Below are 16823 nucleotides of genomic sequence, written 5' to 3'. Positions count from 1 at the left end.
TATCACTGGGTCGGTATTTCTCTCGGTTTGACCCGAGGCAGTTCAAGCCGCCCATCCGGCGGATCTACGAACGGAGCAGGAAACCGCATCTCGTCGGATGCAAGCTCATCGATGGGAAAGAGAACGGACACATGCACCTGGCCGTCCTGGCGCCGTACCTCGCCAGCGAAGTATGGAGAAGCCATCGTCTCGCGAGACAATGCCGCGCCCTCTTCCAACTGGCTGAAGTCGAATAGCGTTCCGTCAATGATCAGCGCATCGTCGTCGCGCTCGATGCCGGGAACACGTAGCGTGCAGATTTGCGGGGAAAGCGTAATGATCATTTGTACCTCCCTGATGCTATGACACGCAGCGTTGTCGAAATGGGAGAAGTCACGCGGAAGGCGACGTAGCTCGACACGATCCCGCCCGCCACCAGCTGCACACCTTCCGCAGCCGGATCGTAACCAGCCGGCCCAATCAGCCGGCCATCTGCCCAAAACTCACCTGAGAGAAATGATGCCGGCAAAGTCCATTCCACCATTGTCGCCACACCAGCCACCACGGGCAGAGAATGCTGGCAAGACTGCCAGCCGCCTGGCGTCCTGAAGACGGTTCCGTTTGCGGACGTGGTGACGGTGTCCGTTGTCGCTATCCAGGGGCGCCAGGTGCCTGCCTCCCGGCGGCACACTCGAGGCCCTACGTTCCCCGAGTGATATAGCGGGTAAGCCATAAGGCACAGATCGCGGCCACCACTGCCCGAATAGGGAATCATCTCAATCAGCCAGTAGCCGTCGCCGCCCGGCGCGTTAGGCGCCGATCCCGCAACGAGTTCTCGCCACATCCCTCGACCAGTCATCAAACTCGGAATAGTGAAGCAATCCCGAGTAGTCGATGCCGCCGGCACGATCCCCCCAGTCTCCAGGTCACCGAACCTGACGGCAGCACCAATTGCTCCGGAGTCGCGAGCGAGAGGCGTAATCGCGTCGGTCAAGTCGTTGTGCTTCGTAAATGCAAGCCGCGGCGAATCCCCGCGCCTGCCCCCTGGCTGCGGCGTGTCCAGATCTACCTTGAAAAGCGAAAGGTCAGGCATTCTCTGCCCCCTCCTTTACACCATCTTCTTGAGGCTTCGGAGCGCCCGAACTCGCGTTCCGGACGATTCTCAGGATTGTCGCGGCCAGGCCGTTGATGAGCTCAGGCGTAAGCCGATTTCCCAGGTTCTGGATAAGCACATCATGAATCTCTTTCTGCATGCCTTGTTCCTTCCTATTGCCAGCCGGTGACGTCAATTACCGCAATGTCGTTCCCTTCGGCCTTTGAATAAAAAACGTTGTTGCGCAACGGCGCCCAACCGAGATACGTACCCAGGTTGTCTTGGATCCGCGAGTAGATCCCGTTCACCCTGGCCGAGTAGTGCTCGCCCCACAAGAAGCTGCTCCACCCGCCACCCGCTTGCGCGTAGCACTGATACCCTCGACGGTTGTACGCGGCGCTGTAAGCCCATTTCCGGCTGGGCAAACCGGTATAGGTGTAGCCGTCTCGGTAGCCGACACCAGTCCCATCTGAGTTCCAGTACCGCGGGATGGTGAACGTGGTGTAAACATTCATCGGGCGGGCCGTACTCATGAAAATGTGCCTTCCATCCTCCGACCAGATGTCAATCGGCCCACCGGTTACCCAGGGCCTATCGAACACGTAGTATTCACAGGGACCGCCAACAAACACGGCTGTGTAAGTACCATTGCCATTCATCAGCAAGTGCCGAAGCGTGCCGAACTCCCCCAGAGGCCGAAAGAACACCACCGGCTCGGCGGCAGCGAACGTGATGCTGGTCCCTACGCCCATATGGCGCAGAAACATGTTCACGTTCTTGCTATCTACGATCAGATTTCCCACCTCGTCATAGAGCACAATCGCGGCGTCAGCCATAATCACTCCAGCCCGTAATAGACGCGAACGGAAGCCCTCGCTTCATTCGGATTCTCCATAAATTCCCACGAAATCACGGCGCCGTTTCTCTTGATGATCGGTAGGTTGAGGCCACCATGAATTGCCGAGCATACGTACCAGGATTTCGGCAGCCCAAGGGTTGGGATGCTGTTGTAGCTATCCACGGTGCCGGTATCGAAGCTCCCGAATTGGCGAGCCACCTTCGTTCCAAACTGGAAGAGTGGGATGCCGTTCTGATCCCAGATTTCTAAAGGGACAACCGCCATCTATACCCCTCCAAACCTTGCTCCAAGCTGCCCGTTTGGGTAGTAGTAGCGCATCCCCTTGTTGGAAACCTCAGTACGCGAGCCGTCAGCTTCCGTGCCGTTGAATGACATCAACCCCGTTCGCATGTTGATGTTCAATACGGGCACCCCCCATGGATTCACAGCGTCCGACTGGAGGTTGTCGACGAACTTCGCCGAACCGAGCGTCCCATTCTTGATGTAGGCGGTATCGAAATAGGCCGTGTCATTCACCACGTCAAAAATGAAAGGCGTATGCAGCCTGCCATTCAACGACGTGAGAAATGCCACAACGTCCGCCATCACCAGGAACTCGCTGCGGCTTTGGCCGTTCTCGCCAATCGCCGCACCGAGCGCGACACCTGCCTGCACAACACGCCCATCCTGCCGCACCTGGGCCTTGAGCATCCAGTTCGAGCTGAGCGCAAGCTTCGTGGTCTCGGCCAGCAGGCCAGCGCTATTTGCAGAATCCTGCGCATTGACCGCGATACCCCGCGTTTCCTGCAAGGTCGCCTCGTTCGTGCCCACCCGGCCACTCAGCACCAGCATCTGCTGCGCCGTTACGGCACTCAGGTTCGCAGTGACAACCAAGTCCTCACGGATCACGGCCAGATTGCCGTTAACCTGCGCAGCGAGCGCGGTCGTGCGCCGTGCCTCGCGGTAGTCGCCCTCGTTGATGACCGACGTTGTGGAAACGGTTCCGACAAAGTTGCGCCCGTCATCGCCCGCGTACCACTTCTGGTCCAGCACGTCGTCGCCAGACAGATCGCCGATGATGTCCTCTAGAACGTCATCGGTCACCCCTGCCTTGATTTCCTCAATCAGCCCAGGGGCGAGTTGGCCCGCGCCAATCTGGCCCTCCATGTAGCTCAGCAGTACGGACGGGTCGGAAGTGGATTGCCCCCGCACGCCGAACTCACCGGGATACCAGGGGCCAGGCTGATCCGCGTCATCGCGGACGCGTGCCCAGAAATACATTTCCTGGCTGTTGCGCAACCCTGTGAGCGAATGGGAGGTTTGCGGGTGGCTGAACGTACCGAGAGGAGACGCCGCGGTGAAGTCATTGGTCAACGACCGATAGATTTCAATCGCGCGCAGATTGATACCAGACGGCCATACCCAGTGCAGGTCAATGCCCATCACCTGGCCGCTCGCAGTGAGCGAGGTCAGCTTGGGCGGCGGCAGCATAGTGGCACTGATCTGGCCTTGCCACGTCTTCCACGGCCCCGGCAGCGCACCAATGCCACGCGCCCGAACCCACCAGACGCCCATTGATAGCTGCGCCTTCAAGCTCGGCTCAGCTACCGTACCCAGTTGCATCCAGGTCGTGCCCTGATCGTTGCTCGCCTGGAACTCGTAGGCGGTGGCGCCACGCGCCGGCGTGCACGAAATCTGTTGAACGCCGGTAACGGCCGTGGCGAACACGGTAACCTCGTTCACCACCGGCGCTCCGGGCTTGTTCGGCAAGAGCGACGGTGGCGGCGGTGGCGGCACATCGCCGCCCAGCTCGGCGGTATGCACCGAGTCAGCGTAGTTGACGAACGTCAGCGCTACCCTTCCGTTCTCGTCCGGCGTGGCAGACAGCGCGAGCGTGTTGAGTGCCCGCTTTTCTCCTGGGCCAAACTGGTAATACGTCGGCTCCCCGGTATCACCCGAGGCAATTTCAACGTCCACCGGCAAGGCATTAGCCAGGACCACCGAAAACTCATCCTGTCCCTGCGTCACCAGGAAGGGACCACGCACAGTGCCGTCCAGCATACGCAGACTTAGATAGTGGTTCTCGCCGGCCCACCACTCCAATGGCTCGGACATCGTGAGAACGCGCGTAACAGGGTTGTGGCCCCGCACGAATCCCGACAGCCCCCACTTCGGCACGTCGTGCGTGATGGCCACCAGATCAAGAAACTTCGGCAGCAGGCCATCCAATTCGGACGAGAGATTGGGAAATCGGCGCTGGTCGCGGTTGGCCGCGGCCATGCTCATCCCTTCCCGCCACGCCTGCTCTCGGTTGGTGCAACCGAACAGCTCGACGGTGTAAGGACGCTCCTGCGTACCCCCAGGGAGGACACATGGCACATCCACTGGTTGCCATGTTTCCTCATCGATATAGGACACCACGACATGATCGGGGCTGTCCGATTTCATGAACTTATAGTCCACGGAAAACGACTCGGCCACGATATTCATGGGCGTGAACATCGCCGTCGGCACACTACGGGGCTCATTGCGCACGATGTCGATCACACCGGCGTAGTACATGGGCTTGGCACGCCCCACCCGCGCGATCCTGGTCAACGCATCCCAGAACGTGGTGGTCGTGTCGAACACACCGTTGAACTCATCGCCGCGGCTTTCCCACACCTGCGCCAAGCGGTAGAGCTCGTACAAGTTGATGCGGCTGTCCGCCAGCCCTCGCCCATACTCCTTGTTCGTGCACGCATCAGCAATCGCCCAGGCGGGATTACGAGTTGCCTTAGTGGAAAGCGACCAACCATCTACCGGATTCCAGCTCTTGAGCTTGCGCGTTGCGATCACGTTGACACGACGCGCCGTGGACTGGTTCAGGTTGTTGGTCGCCCGCATGACCACCGCCAGCACGGTCAGGTTGCCGTAGGACTGCCTCGGCGGCAGATAGGCACGCATGCCGGACCATTGCAGTACGTTCCCATACCGGGTGTCCATCTGCTTGTTGCTCGTGCGCTGGGCGCGCACCTGGTAGCGCCCCTCGGGCACGTCATAGCGATAGGTCTTGGCCTGAGGTGTAGCCGTGGACGCGCGATAGGACTCCATGCCCAATAGGAACCACTCGCCCACCGGATTGCCTTCGTTGTCGATCGCCTGCGCCTGAACATCCCAGGTCACGGTGAAAGGATCCAAGTCCCCCTTGTCGTCGGCCCGATACAAACCTGCCGGGAAGGCGATATCGATGGCAATTCTGTTGGCAAGTGAATCTGCCGGATTGGCGACGAATGGCCCCACGGCGCCGCTACCCGCCTCGTTCGGCCCCTTCAGCTCCAAACCTTGAACGGCGTTGGAGGTGACCACGTTATCCGGGAAAAGCGTTACCTTGCCGCCAGGAGGGACAACCTCATACCGCACCTCACCGAAGTTATCCATTGGGGTATCTTCGATAAGCCGCTGCTCTATCTCAATCTCCCCCTGGCTGATAGCCAGGAACTGGTACAGATACTGCTGGTTCCCTTCCAGCTCGGTGTATGGCTCGGCGGCGAAGTCGGGATAAACGCGGAAACGTCCGTACAGCACGGGGATCGCCTCAAGCAGGCGCGCACGGTTCCCCTGGGCGTTGATGCCATAGGTCGGGCTCGCCTGTTCGCGGCCAGCGGCAACGTTGGCCGTGGGCGGCGGGAGGACCGCATTAAGCAGCAAGTTGCCGCCTATCATGATCCCCGCCGACATCGCCGACGCGGCTCCCGCCTGCAACCCTATCGCTCCCGGCACCCACATGGAAGCCACGACCAAAGCCACCTGCAACAGCGTCCGCATGGGATTTGAGCCGCCATTGCCCCCATCACCGGGCAGGTAGAAGACCGCAACGACGTCGGACGAGCCGATGCGCCGCGCCCATTGCGCTTGCAGCACGTACTCCCCATTCACCTGCACCACGAAGACGTGGTTGCGCACCAGCTTTTCGCCACGGCCTGTCACCGCGCCGCGCGCCCGAAGCATCGTGTCAAGGCGCGTGCCCGCGCGCACTGCCACCAACTCGCGGCTCATTTGCGGCCGGAAGGGGTTTTCGCAGAAGAGAACTTTAGGCATAGATTCGGTAAAACTGACATCGCCCGAACCCCATGATTCGGAGCTCACGCATATGAGTGAAGATGACGCCGCGGCCGCGCATGGCATGCAGCACGCCACCGCCGTCGATAGCCAGGTAGATGCCAACGTGTGGCTCACTACCCTCGCGCATCAGCACGCCATCGCCGTGCGCCGGCGTCGGGACGATTTCCCATTCGCCCGAACGGAGCTTCTCCGCGTGCAGGGCGCGCGCAGCGTCACCCAGCACGCAAGCCGGGATGCCGCCACCAAAATGAGCAAGGCGTACTGCGCGCAACAGTCCCCAGCAGTCGTAGGCATTCGGGCCGGTCGCGCCAGCCTCCCACGGCTTCCACAAGTACTCGCTGATCTGATCGGCCGTCATCGAACAAGCCCCGGAAAACGGCTGGCCAAGTACTTCTCACGCGGAAATGCCGCGTTGTGCACATCGTCGAGTGTTGCCGCTCCTGTGATCTGGACGCCTGTGGCATTGACGTTGGTCAGCTCCATAACGATGGGCGGGTCCATACCCGGCTTAGATAGGTCCGTCGATACGAATGGTCGATAGATCATTACGATGGGCTCGCTGGGTGTGCTGGCGGCAGCCTCCAGGTGTGCGATGATTTCCTGCGTCACACCATCCAGCGTGACTTTCATCTGCGGCACCTGATCTTCTTCGAACCCCGGTAGCGAGAAGCCGAAAGCTGCCGCAATGAACTCCACGTACTGACCACCATGCAACGGGGCGTCGCTCTCCAGCCGAGCCGTGATGTTCTCGTAGCCGAGCACCACCCGTATCGCCGTGGGAAACCCCTCATCGTTCACGAAAGCCGAGTGAAGGACTTCCAGTGTGTCAAACACCACCCGGTCCTGCGGCGCGCTGGCATAGGCCTCCTTCACCGCCTGATCAAAACTCATCGGGGCACCTTGAAATAGAAAAGGCCCGCCGAAGCGGGCCCTGAAAGTGGCTTTTGAACTGTCAATCGATATTGAGCTTTTCGACTTGTCCGGATAAATGCCAATCCGGTCCGACGTACGTCTCAGCGGGAGCTTTGATAAACCGCACCCGAGAAAACCGCACCCCGCGGCCATCTCGAATCTTCAACATGAACCAGCTTGTCCAACCATTAAGGTCAACTTCCGCGAAGGTCGAATACGTCGCGAAATGCTCCTGCGTCAGTACAAACCTCACTGACTGCGTGATCGGATAAACGCGGAATCGCCGTCGCTGGCGTGCTACTCCGCTGTCCATCGGCGTACGTATGAACGGATCCGCCGGTTGCCGGGATAACTCAAGCAGCGGGAGGTCCGCAGGCCATGTCGGTAATTCCATGTTTCACCCCAACTGTGGTTTCAATCCAAATCTATGTTGCATTGCACGGCCGGCTTCACTGCTCCCAGACCTGATCGCTCCACCGAGACGCTTATCGATCTGTCGCCACAGCATGTCGACAGACAGTGATCCGTCCGTGTGCTGGCGGACTTGAACATCAGGCTCCGATGGAGCCCCAGTCATGTTTATGTTCACTACTGGGCTACGCCCCGCCATCGAGTTCCCACCGAAATTCGAGACAACGGGAGTCACGTACCCCCCATCCGCACCGCTCATGAGATAAGTTCTCCCTCCCTCCGAATAGAGCTCCGGACCAAGTTCATTAACCCGGTACAGCGAATTGGCCGCAGTCGGGCCGCCTGACGCGCGCGAGCCCGCGATCGAAGTTCCGACTCCCCAGGGGCTACTGCGCAACTCGGACACGTCCCCAATCATTGTTCCGCCCACCTGCGACGACGAGAAACCCCCGCCCCGCGATTCGAGGAGATTCCCAATCAGTCCCGCCATGGCTTGGCGTGTAGCGATCCTCGCCAAGTCAGCGACTACCGAGTTCGCGAAATCCGCGAACGATAGTTTCCCTGTCGTCGCAAAGCGGACAATCGCATCCTCCATGCCCTGGAATGCGTTCGAGAAAAGTCCCTTCGTCTGATCGGCAACGTTCGAAGCCGAGTTCAGATAGTTTTCAAGCGCCGACTTGGCGCCGTTCTTCCAATCTTCCTGGGCACTTCGCACCAGGTCGAAGTACTCCTGCTGCATAGACAGCCGGAGCTGGAGGTGTTCCTGTAGGAGCTTGGTTTCGCTCTGGTAGGTCTCCTGCGTTATCTGGCCGGAGGCCATCGAACGATCAAACTGCGCCTGCTGGCGTTGGTAGTCCCGCAGGATTCCTTGGCGCGCCCGAAGCTCTTCCTGGGCGCGATCACCCCGCCCCACCCCGGCAACTTGATCCGCGTACTGCTGCTGTTCAAGATCCCGGGTGGCGACCAAGCTGGCGCGCAAGGCTTCGACCTTGGCGGTTCCCTGCTTGGTGCGTAGCTCCTTCTCGGCGGCCACGTTCAGGTCAAGCTGGCGGCGCAGCAGATCTTGCTGGGCCAGCAGACTCTTCTGATCCGCCGTCAGGACTTTCTTGTCCTTCAGGTCGGCGATCTGCTGTTCGAACTCAGCGCGCTTCTGTCCCCAGGTTGCCAGCTTGCCTTCGCTGGTGATCTGAGCCTGCAAGGAAGCTTCTGCTTCTCGGTATTGCTGGAGGAGCTTAGTAGCGGCATCGTCCGTGTGAGGCCTTTTGGCGCCCTTTTCCTCGAACTGCCGATCAACGGCGGCGCGTGCGGCCTTTATCTGCTCATCCGAGAGCTTTGTGCCATCCTTTTGCGACTTGATGATCCACGCATCTAGATCGGCCACTGCCTTCCGATACTTGTCCGCTTTGGATGCACCCTCTTCGATGATGCGCGCAATGTGTTCGCGGGACTGGATCGCCTCGCGGTTAATCCGCACAAGTTCCGATTGCGCTTTGGCTGCGTCTTCCGCCTCTTTGCGCTGGGCGATCAGCGCATCACGACGCCCTTCTGCGTCCTTGAGGCCAGCCCTCTCCTTATCGCTGATCGTCGCGCCAGCCTCAGAGGCGATCCGAATATTCTCAGCACGCTGGCGAATCTCACGCTCAACCACCCGCAAGGTCTCATCGACCGTGGTCTCACGACCGATGTCCAGCATCTTGTCCCAAGCCCAAGAGGCGGCTGAGCCCAGCTTGTTCCATGCCGATTCGAGGGACCCCAGGTTCTCCTTCTGCGCGGCGGTTCTGCCAGCGAGTTCCGATGCCGCCTGCCTCGCGACAAGCTCAACGGCCTCCTGCGCCCGACCTTGGTCCGTCAAGGCTTGGGCCTGAGCGTAGATGGAGCCCGTCAGGATCCCATACCGCTCGTTGAGTTCCACAACCGCGGCAACCGGGTCCTTTCCAAGCTTTGCGAAGACCTCAACGGTCTTTTCAATCTCCACGCCAGTCGCACGCTGCATCTCAGCAGCAATGAGCGCCACGTCAGCTAGCGCGGTGCCGGACAGCTTCCCGGAGGCGGCAACCGCATTCAATGCCTGAACTGCGCGTGAATGGCTACCCGTGACTTCGCCCAAGCCGCGCGCCAGCAAGCCCAAGTTATCCGCCGTAACACCCGCAGCATTCCCATTCAGAATCAGTGCTTCACGGAAGCTCTCGGCTTCGGAGGATCCCTTTACCCACGCCGCGGCTACTGCGGCAACGGCGCCCGCCGCAAGGGTGTACGGATTAACTAGGCCCATTAACGCGCCACCCAACGCGCGTGCCGCGGGCACGATCCCGCCGAACATGTCCTTTAGCTGGCCGCCTTGCTGGAGCAACACCGTCAGCGGCTGCTGCCCGCCCTGGAGGGACACCACAATGTCGGTCAACTGCGCAGGCACGCCACGCAGGGCAGCTGCCTGTTGGGCGGCGCTGATCCCGTACTGGTTGAGTTGCTTCCCCGCGCCGGCCGCCGCTGCGCCCGTCGCGGCGAGCTTCGATTTCAGCTCGTCCAGGATCGAAGTGGGTACTTCACGCAGCGCAGCGTTGTACAGAATTTGCTGCTTCCGCGTGTAATCGATGGTGTTCGCCTGGTTCACCAGGGCGTCCACTCGGCGACGCTCGGCGGCGCTCAGCCTGGCATAGTCCGCCTGGGCAGATTGCGACATGTCGCTGGTGCCGCGCTTCGCCGTCGCAATGGCGGTATCGAACTGCGAAGTATCGACAACAATGTCTAACCGTGCAGTCCCTATGCTTTCCTGTGCCATATTCAGCTCTTGTGTAGAAACTCCAGGGCCGCACGCTCAACCATTCGCAGCACGTCCATGACCTGCCGCTGGCGTTTGCGCCGAACACCCCGCAAACGCAGATCGGCTTGCAGCGCCAAGTAGTCCAGTCCGATAGGACCGCCCGCGCCAACACGCCATTGGGTTTGATTGCGGATGAAGAGCGCGAAGGCATCAGCCAGTTCCGGTAACACTTCGGGAACGGGCCTCTTAAACAGCGCGGGCCGAGATCGAATGCCGGCCAGCGCGAGCGCAGTGGCGGATGGCGGCGTCCAATAGAACGCCGCCACCGCCGCCTTTAGTTTTTTTCTAGTTCGACCTGCAGCGCGCGGTTGTAGGCCTGCACGATGGCGAGGTCAGCCCCTGGCTGGTGCTGCCGCAGCGCATTAACACCCGACTCGTCCAGCGGCATGTCTGCATTCCAGCGCTCGACCAGCTCCAGCAAGAGCCCGCCCGTGGAAAGCTTGCCCTTCTCGACCTTTGCCATGAGCGCGCGGTACTCGTCGTCAGTCTTGTGGCGAAACGCCAGCTCCAACTTTTGAGTGCGGCCCTGCCCGGTGATCGTTACCGTCGCTTCGATGACGGGATTCCCTTTGATGATGAACGTCATGCTTAGACCTCGTCGTAGGTCACGGTGTCGGCGATCAGCGACAGCGTGAAGGTGTTCTGCAGGTTGACGTTCTGCCCGCCGGTCGCTTCCTTGCGGAAGGAGGGATAGCCGTAGTAGTACGTAACGCTTCCGTCCGGATAGGTGGTTTCGAGCACCACCGGCAGGCGCAAACGGTCGGCAGCGATGAGCGCCTTGTACCAGGGCTTCTTGCGGTCGTAGTCGTGCGTGTAGGTCAGCACCAGAGGGGTCTTCACCGTGGGCTTTTGCTGTTGCTTGCCGGTCGGGTCTTCGGTGTACTGGTAGGTGTGGTACTGCTGCTCGCCGCCAGTGATCTGCACGTCAGTGATCTGATCAAGGCTGACCCATTCACTCACTTTGCGGTAGGTGCCAGCGCCCTGCCCGGCCGGATACAGCCGAAGTTCCGTGGTATCGGTGCCCTCGATCTTGAAGCCATCGGCTGTGACGTCAGAGGCGCGAAACACGGAGTTGTCCAGCGCCGGCCAGCCTGAAGACAGCACCAACACGTCGCCCGCCGAGGGCGGGGTAGCCGTCGATCCGGTCGGGTCAACCCCGTTTGTCACCGCAGTGATTGCCACCGCCTGCGCAAGCGCCGTCGAAATGCGAAATTGCGATCCGTTGATAAAGATGGAAGACATTTGTTTTCCTCAAATGAAAAACCCGGCGCGGAGCCGGGTTTGATGTAGAAGCGGGAGAAAGTCAGGAGGGATGGAACCAGATGCCGAAGTCCTGGCGGGTGCCGTACTTCTTGATCGCCTCTTCGTAGAGGCTGGTGGGAGAGCCGTAGGGCTCCACGGCCGGAAAGTCGCTTTCGCACAGCGTTGTGCCGATCTGATCGGCGAGGGCGCTCGCCTGCACCCGCGTGGCAGCCCAGACAAATACCTGCAAGCGCTGGTTCCGCTTCTCGCGGCGCTTGCCCTCGACGTACCAACGCTCTTGCCCGCCCGCGCCCTGGTAAACGATCAGCGGGAATTCCGGCTTGTCCGGTGTGACATCCGGATACGCGCGCCCGCCGACCAACGGCCCCAGAAGCGCTTTCAATTTGGACTCAAGTGTCATCGTTCACCTCCCTCCCCGCCAGAAGCTCAGGCAGACGTTGCCGCCCGCGCTGGATCATTGCCGCCTGCGCCCGAGGCGAAGCGGCTTCGTACGCCGGTCGAAGGAAAGGTGAGGCTGGCACCCATTTCGGCGTCGCAAGCTTGCGGCGCTTGTCCGTGACATAGATGCCGTCCGACTTCTTTATCACCGGATAGATCTGCCAGTGCCCGAACTCGACCAGGTGCCCGTGCGGCGCCTTGCGCTTGTTCCAGGTGACCGCGTACTGGACCTCTTTGTCACCCGAGTACCGCTCGCGGAAGGCCAAGTAAATCGCCTCCGCAAGGGGAATTCTCGGTCCCGACTCCCCGACCGCCCCCTGGCCGCTTCGCGGAGCCCGCACCTTCGCCTCGTCTCGCAGCACCTCGCCTCCAGCAACGGCCATGGATCGCGCCAGGCTGACCCGTGCGGGTCCCAACAGCCGATCCAAGCCCGCCGACCAGCCGGAGGTGTCGAAAGTCGCCTGCAGCCCTCTAGCCATCGTTGCCCCCCTGCTCGCAGATCAAATCCGTCCACTGTCGTCGCGCAAGGTCCATCCGTACGTTCTTGATATCGAATGGATCGCCAACCGGCTGGCCGTCGAAGAGTTCCAGCACGCGCATTCCCTGGTCAATTCCGCGACGGAACCGGATGCGAAAGCTGTATGCGTTGATGGAAGCACCCATGTTGTCCTGGTTGCGTGTGATCGCGCCCATGCCTGTCTGACCGCGCGGATCTGATCGAACGGTTACCACCTCAACCCAGGCACCATTGGGCTGGCCGACTTCGTCAGCGCTGTCCTCGCTCCGTTCGATTCGAATCCAGGTGCGTAAGGTTCCGGCCCTCATGGCATCATTTCCCGGCGGTCAGCGCGCACCAGTTCCGAAATGCCCTGCGGCAGTCTTATCGCACTTGTTCCGATCACCACTTCTTCGCGGTTCGCGTAGAGGTTCCCGAGCGTCAGCCGCACCGCCGCTTCAATGCGCGGCGTGGCGACCATGCCGTATAGAACACGGTGAAAGCCGATCTTGGCTTCCTTCAGCCGTTCTTCTGCCAGATCGACCGCCATCTTGCGCGCCGCCGTGTTGTTGATCGCCCCCGCCCCGGCCATCGCCGCGTCGTAAGCATCCTGCGCTTCACCCGCAGCGGCCGGCAGAGCATCCTGCGCCGCAACAAGTTCGGCCGCAGTGGCAAAGAACGCGCGATTCAGGTAACCCGCGATGGCGCTTTCCGCGCTAGCTAGCAGCTTTTCGAGCAGTGGCGCGTCCGCCGGATCAGCGCTGCACTGGATAATGCACTCCTCCGGGGTGAGCAGTGCCATGGTCAGTCCTTCTTGCCTTCGGCCAGGGCCAAGCGCAGCTTGTCCAAGCCCCAGCGCTTGTCATACTTGATCTCGTCCGCGTCGAGTTTCGCCATGAGTTCGGCCTTTTCGCTCGCGTCGCCCTCAGGCTCTTCCAGTGCGTCCAGGTCATGAGCGGCCGGCAGCAGCCACACCGGACATTCATCGCCGGCGGGATATTCGACCGGGTAGATTTCGCCTTTCGGCACAGCGCGGATCGTCTTGATCAGCTTCGGCATTTTTTTCTCCGATGTAGTGGAGGGACGCCCTTCTGGCGCCCCTCCTTGGCTCGTTACGCCGCCGCGATCTTCATCGCGCGCATCGGCTCGGGGTTGTGGACACCGCCGCCCACGCGCTTGGTCGTGTAGAACAGCACGAAGGGCTTGTTGGTGTAGGGATCACGCAGCACCTTCACGCCTACGCGGTCGTAGATGGTGTAGGTCCGCTTGAAGTCCCCGAACAGCACGGCGGCCGCGCCAGCGACCGCATCAGGCATATCCGGAACCTCGCTGAGCGGGAAGCCGCCGAGAGTGGAGGGCTGGCCCGCCACCATGGACGGCTGCCACAGATAGTTGCCTTGGCCGTCCTTCAGCTTGCGAACCAGCCCCTGGGTCTTGCGGTTCATGGCGAATCGCGCGTTGCCCGTGAAGGCCGAGGGCAGGTCATAGATCAGGTCGATGACGCCGTCCGAGGTGATGGCCGCCGCAGCGCCGCTGTTCACCACCTTGATCGCGCCGAAGGGATGCTTGGTGGCATTGGCCCCGCCAACAATGTAGGTCAGGATGCCGAAGGGCTTGTTGGCGCCATCGCCCGAAACATAAGCCAGGCCTTCCTGCTTGGCGAACTCGGTTTCCACTTCCCCGGCGAGCCAGCTTTCCAGGCTGATCGCGGAATCGTCCAGCAGTTGCTGCGTGGCGGCCGGATTGGCGTAAATCTCGCCCCAGCCGAAACCCAGCGAGGCAAAGCCCGCGGTATTCGTCTGCGGGCGCGCGGCAGTTTCGCCAACCCAGCCCGAGGCCGTACCGCCCAGGTTGTACAGCTTGGTGAGGCCGGCGCCAGACACGGGCTGAACGGTTGCCAGCTGGCGCATGGGCGAAACCAGCACCAGCTTGTCCGTGATCGTGCGGTCCCACTCCACCGGAGCGAGGTAGCCGCCCTCTTCCGCGGCGCCCTTGTTCAAGGCGGCCTGCACATCGCCCTTTTTGAAGTGGGCATTGAACGCGTCGCTATACTCCGCGTCCTTCAGCCGTTGGCCGCTGCCGTCGCCCATCTGGGCCGATGCGATCTTCAGATTGGCGTCATCGATGGCCGATTGGAGCCGGCTGATGTCGGCGTTGATCTTTTCGACCTTGAGCGCTTGTAGGGCGTCGTGCGTGCCCTTTTTGACCTCGTCCAGCTGCTTCGTGTGCTCGTCCTTGAACGTGGCGAAGGCTTGGTTCAGCTGGTTAACCAGATCCTTGATATCCCCCGGAGCGCCGGCGTCAGCGCGAACGGAGACCAGCCCGCGGGGTACGCGGGCATTCGATTGTTGCTTCATGTTTAACCTCGCAGGGTTGTAAGTGTGGTTTGCAGCAGGGCTGCTACGTCGTCACCAGCGCACGGCGTGGTGGTTGTGGCAGCGCTCGGCTTGCCGGAAAAAAGTGCTTTGAACGTGTCGCGACGAGAGGAGCGGCTGTATCCGGCGCGAGCCATTGCCGCTTCCACCTGGGCCAAGGCCCGCCGTTCCCCGGTCGACTGCGGCTGCTCGGTGACTGCGGCGCCATCGAGCAGGCCAGTGGCGAAACGATCCTCCACCGCCTGATCAGCGCCGATCCAGGTTTCCTTGTCCATAAGCGCCGCGGCCTGCTTCGACGTCAAACCCGTTCGGGCTGCGTAAACCTGGGCCATCGCTTCATCGAACGGCTCCAGCTTCGCGGCCGCGTCGACCAGGTCGTGCCGGTTTCCGATCGCTACTGCCCAGGCGTTGTGGATCATCAGGAACGATCCCTGACCCATCAGGATTTCATCGCCCGCCATCGCAATGACAGACGCCGCCGACGCTGCAAGCCCCAGCACCTTGATAGTGACCTTGGCCTTGTGCTCGCGCAGCGCGTTGTAGATCGCGACCCCTTCGAAGAAATTACCGCCGGGTGAATTAACGTTCACTGTCACGTCCCGCGTCCCGACAGATCGCAACGCCGCCTGAATGCGTTTGACCGTCACGCCACTGCCATCCCAGGTTTCCCCGATGGCATCGTAGATAGAAATGGTTGCGTCTTCGTCCCCGCCGGCGGCGCGCACCTGAGGCGCCCACCGCTCCAGTGCGTCTGGACGTAGATCGAAGTCGGCGGCACCAAGGCGGGCATCCGCCTTGATCTCAGGCAATTGCAGCAGGCTCATTGGATTTTCCTTTTTGGGTAATGGGATCGCGCAGCTTGTTTGCCTGCGGGTCATCGCTCGCTGGGAGGTCTGACAGCTCCCGGATCTCGTTCTGCCACATCCACGGGGCATGGCCACCCGCCCCGGACGCTTTGGCGAAATAGTCGGCCTGGTCCTTCAACGTGCCGCGCATCAGTGCCCGCTCGTTGAACTTGTAGGCGAGCTCGTCCAGTTCCTCGTCGGTCAGGAAGGTGCGCATCGCCGCCTGTTCCCACGCGGTAAACCAGAACTGCAGCCCGTACTGCACGAAGAAGATCCCAAGCTGCTCGATGCCCGACCCCCAACTGGTGTCGTCCATCATCAAGAGGGGCCGCGGCACGCCGAAGGCCCGCGCCACCTCTTCGATCTGCGCGTTGCGGTTCTCGATGTGCTGCGCTTCGGCGGCGGTTACCTTGAACTTGTTCGCCTTGGCGCCTTCCTCCAACAACATCCAGCGCTCGGCGTTCTCAGCCCCAGCAAAATCCGTGTCCAGGGAATTGCGCATCCGCCCATAGGCCGTATCCGAAAGCGCCTTGGGCACCTCCACCGCGCCGCCCGCCAGGTTGCCCGTGCGAAAAACGCGACCGGCGGCGCGCTCGGCATCACGTGCTAGAGCGATGGCATCGCGCGCGAGCTTCATGCGGCTCAGCCCTTCCACCCCATCAATGGTGATGTCCCTTAGGTGGAACACTTCCTTCTGGGATAGCTTTACCTGCTGGCCATCCGGCCGGGTGTACGTGTAACGCATCTCCCAACCCGCCAGCTCGGCCTTGACGGACCCCAGCGCCATCGGCACCAAGGCAATGGGCCTGCCCGCCGACCAGACAACCCTGGCGTAGGCGTTGCCTTGCTGCAAAACATGCAGCTGCATCATGCTCTTGAATTCGAAGGGCGTTTGCCAGCCGTTCGGCTTCAGCTTCATCAGCCGATACCCCGGGTGGTCTTTCGCTGCCGCCTTGGATGCGTCGTTTCGAATCAGATTGAGCGGGAGCATTCCAAGCGACGTGACGATCAGAGACACACACCGCAATGCAGCCATGTTCCGCAGCGACTCCACCCGGCTGCTGTAGTCGCCGCTGCGGATGTACTCCAGCAGCGCCGGATCATCCAAGCCTCGGAAGGCCTGCCCCCTAGGCTGCGACGAAGCCTGCGCGCTTTCGAGCGCAATGGTGGGCTCAAGCCGCGTGCCTGCTTCAGGCGCCAACTCGCCGGCTGAGCCGCCCAGAAAGCGGTCCAGTAATTTCATGGGTT

Annotated in this window: 19 protein-coding genes; all 19 read right to left on the bottom strand. The window is 61.2% G+C overall.

Annotated elements, in window-relative coordinates; genetic code table 11:
* Positions 1-2: 2 nt before the first annotated feature.
* Positions 3-323 carry a hypothetical protein gene (locus IB257_RS30270; protein WP_192493278.1) on the bottom strand — a complete coding sequence of 107 codons (321 nt, stop codon included), beginning with the start codon at positions 321-323 and terminating at the stop codon, positions 3-5.
* Positions 324-1064: 741 nt separating this feature from the next.
* Entirely contained in the window at positions 1065-1232 is a 168-nt protein-coding gene (locus tag IB257_RS30265) for a hypothetical protein (RefSeq protein WP_192493277.1), read from the bottom strand.
* 13 nt (positions 1233-1245) lie between these two features.
* Positions 1246-1908 (bottom strand): hypothetical protein, encoded by a 663-nt coding sequence (locus tag IB257_RS30260; RefSeq protein ID WP_175214197.1) that lies wholly within the window; start codon positions 1906-1908, stop codon positions 1246-1248.
* Positions 1909-1910: 2 nt separating this feature from the next.
* Positions 1911-2195: a hypothetical protein gene (locus IB257_RS30255; protein WP_125471450.1), complete on the bottom strand. Its 285-nt coding sequence runs from the start codon at positions 2193-2195 to the stop codon at positions 1911-1913.
* On the bottom strand, positions 2196-5990 hold the full coding sequence (locus IB257_RS30250; protein ID WP_192493276.1) for a host specificity factor TipJ family phage tail protein: 3795 nt from the start codon (positions 5988-5990) through the stop codon (positions 2196-2198).
* A complete protein-coding gene (locus IB257_RS30245) occupies positions 5983-6372 on the bottom strand; it encodes an NlpC/P60 family protein (protein ID WP_192493275.1) in 390 nt (129 codons plus the stop codon). The genes IB257_RS30250 and IB257_RS30245 overlap by 8 nt, the downstream gene beginning before the upstream one ends.
* On the bottom strand, positions 6369-6905 hold the full coding sequence (locus tag IB257_RS30240; protein WP_192493274.1) for a DUF1833 family protein: 537 nt from the start codon (positions 6903-6905) through the stop codon (positions 6369-6371). The genes IB257_RS30245 and IB257_RS30240 overlap by 4 nt, the downstream gene beginning before the upstream one ends.
* Positions 6906-7323: 418 nt before the next feature.
* Entirely contained in the window at positions 7324-10116 is a 2793-nt protein-coding gene (locus tag IB257_RS30235; protein ID WP_192493273.1) for a phage tail tape measure protein, read from the bottom strand.
* Positions 10117-10118: 2 nt separating this feature from the next.
* Positions 10119-10424 (bottom strand): DUF1799 domain-containing protein, encoded by a 306-nt coding sequence (locus IB257_RS30230; protein WP_088141933.1) that lies wholly within the window; start codon positions 10422-10424, stop codon positions 10119-10121.
* 8 nt (positions 10425-10432) lie between these two features.
* Positions 10433-10744, bottom strand: coding sequence for a phage tail assembly chaperone (locus IB257_RS30225; RefSeq protein WP_088141932.1), 312 nt, complete (start codon positions 10742-10744; stop codon positions 10433-10435).
* Between the two features lie 2 nt (positions 10745-10746).
* The gene (locus IB257_RS30220) at positions 10747-11325 is read right to left on the bottom strand and encodes a phage tail protein (protein WP_192493272.1); all 579 of its coding nucleotides are present in this window, start codon (positions 11323-11325) and stop codon (positions 10747-10749) included.
* Between the two features lie 136 nt (positions 11326-11461).
* Complete coding sequence (locus IB257_RS30215; protein ID WP_192493271.1) at positions 11462-11821, bottom strand: DUF3168 domain-containing protein; 360 nt, start codon at positions 11819-11821, stop codon at positions 11462-11464.
* Positions 11811-12338, bottom strand: coding sequence for an HK97 gp10 family phage protein (locus IB257_RS30210; RefSeq protein WP_192493270.1), 528 nt, complete (start codon positions 12336-12338; stop codon positions 11811-11813). The genes IB257_RS30215 and IB257_RS30210 overlap by 11 nt, the downstream gene beginning before the upstream one ends.
* On the bottom strand, positions 12331-12684 hold the full coding sequence (locus tag IB257_RS30205) for a head-tail adaptor protein (RefSeq protein WP_192493269.1): 354 nt from the start codon (positions 12682-12684) through the stop codon (positions 12331-12333). The genes IB257_RS30210 and IB257_RS30205 overlap by 8 nt, the downstream gene beginning before the upstream one ends.
* A complete protein-coding gene (locus tag IB257_RS30200) occupies positions 12681-13157 on the bottom strand; it encodes a phage gp6-like head-tail connector protein (protein WP_192493268.1) in 477 nt (158 codons plus the stop codon). Before IB257_RS30200 ends, IB257_RS30205 begins: the two co-directional genes overlap by 4 nt.
* Before the next feature lie 2 nt (positions 13158-13159).
* Positions 13160-13414 (bottom strand): hypothetical protein, encoded by a 255-nt coding sequence (locus IB257_RS30195; protein ID WP_192493267.1) that lies wholly within the window; start codon positions 13412-13414, stop codon positions 13160-13162.
* Positions 13415-13467: 53 nt separating this feature from the next.
* Positions 13468-14712, bottom strand: coding sequence for a phage major capsid protein (locus IB257_RS30190; RefSeq protein ID WP_192493266.1), 1245 nt, complete (start codon positions 14710-14712; stop codon positions 13468-13470).
* Positions 14713-14714: 2 nt separating this feature from the next.
* Positions 14715-15554, bottom strand: coding sequence for a head maturation protease, ClpP-related (locus IB257_RS30185; protein WP_192493265.1), 840 nt, complete (start codon positions 15552-15554; stop codon positions 14715-14717).
* Entirely contained in the window at positions 15532-16818 is a 1287-nt protein-coding gene (locus IB257_RS30180; RefSeq protein ID WP_192493264.1) for a phage portal protein, read from the bottom strand. The genes IB257_RS30185 and IB257_RS30180 overlap by 23 nt, the downstream gene beginning before the upstream one ends.
* Positions 16819-16823: the final 5 nt, after the last annotated feature.

The sequence above is a fragment of the Achromobacter sp. ACM03 genome, from assembly GCF_014851665.1.
GTDB classification, from domain to species: Bacteria; Pseudomonadota; Gammaproteobacteria; order Burkholderiales; family Burkholderiaceae_B; genus Achromobacter; species Achromobacter aegrifaciens.
The sequence above is the reverse complement of the archived record's forward strand: the minus strand, read 5'-3'. Positions and strand labels throughout refer to the sequence as shown.

Coding starts and splice junctions, on each gene's coding strand:
- IB257_RS30235 (WP_192493273.1), bottom strand. CDS start 10,116: ATGGCACAGGAAAGCATAGGGACTGCACGGTTAGACATTGTTGTCGAT.
- IB257_RS30215 (WP_192493271.1), bottom strand. CDS start 11,821: ATGACACTTGAGTCCAAATTGAAAGCGCTTCTGGGGCCGTTGGTCGGC.
- IB257_RS30245 (WP_192493275.1), bottom strand. CDS start 6,372: ATGACGGCCGATCAGATCAGCGAGTACTTGTGGAAGCCGTGGGAGGCT.
- IB257_RS30185 (WP_192493265.1), bottom strand. CDS start 15,554: ATGAGCCTGCTGCAATTGCCTGAGATCAAGGCGGATGCCCGCCTTGGT.
- IB257_RS30210 (WP_192493270.1), bottom strand. CDS start 12,338: ATGGCTAGAGGGCTGCAGGCGACTTTCGACACCTCCGGCTGGTCGGCG.
- IB257_RS30195 (WP_192493267.1), bottom strand. CDS start 13,414: ATGCCGAAGCTGATCAAGACGATCCGCGCTGTGCCGAAAGGCGAAATC.
- IB257_RS30190 (WP_192493266.1), bottom strand. CDS start 14,712: ATGAAGCAACAATCGAATGCCCGCGTACCCCGCGGGCTGGTCTCCGTT.
- IB257_RS30255 (WP_125471450.1), bottom strand. CDS start 2,195: ATGGCGGTTGTCCCTTTAGAAATCTGGGATCAGAACGGCATCCCACTC.
- IB257_RS30200 (WP_192493268.1), bottom strand. CDS start 13,157: ATGGCACTGCTCACCCCGGAGGAGTGCATTATCCAGTGCAGCGCTGAT.
- IB257_RS30260 (WP_175214197.1), bottom strand. CDS start 1,908: ATGGCTGACGCCGCGATTGTGCTCTATGACGAGGTGGGAAATCTGATC.
- IB257_RS30270 (WP_192493278.1), bottom strand. CDS start 323: ATGATCATTACGCTTTCCCCGCAAATCTGCACGCTACGTGTTCCCGGC.
- IB257_RS30225 (WP_088141932.1), bottom strand. CDS start 10,744: ATGACGTTCATCATCAAAGGGAATCCCGTCATCGAAGCGACGGTAACG.
- IB257_RS30240 (WP_192493274.1), bottom strand. CDS start 6,905: ATGAGTTTTGATCAGGCGGTGAAGGAGGCCTATGCCAGCGCGCCGCAG.
- IB257_RS30265 (WP_192493277.1), bottom strand. CDS start 1,232: ATGCAGAAAGAGATTCATGATGTGCTTATCCAGAACCTGGGAAATCGG.
- IB257_RS30180 (WP_192493264.1), bottom strand. CDS start 16,818: ATGAAATTACTGGACCGCTTTCTGGGCGGCTCAGCCGGCGAGTTGGCG.
- IB257_RS30205 (WP_192493269.1), bottom strand. CDS start 12,684: ATGAGGGCCGGAACCTTACGCACCTGGATTCGAATCGAACGGAGCGAG.
- IB257_RS30250 (WP_192493276.1), bottom strand. CDS start 5,990: ATGCCTAAAGTTCTCTTCTGCGAAAACCCCTTCCGGCCGCAAATGAGC.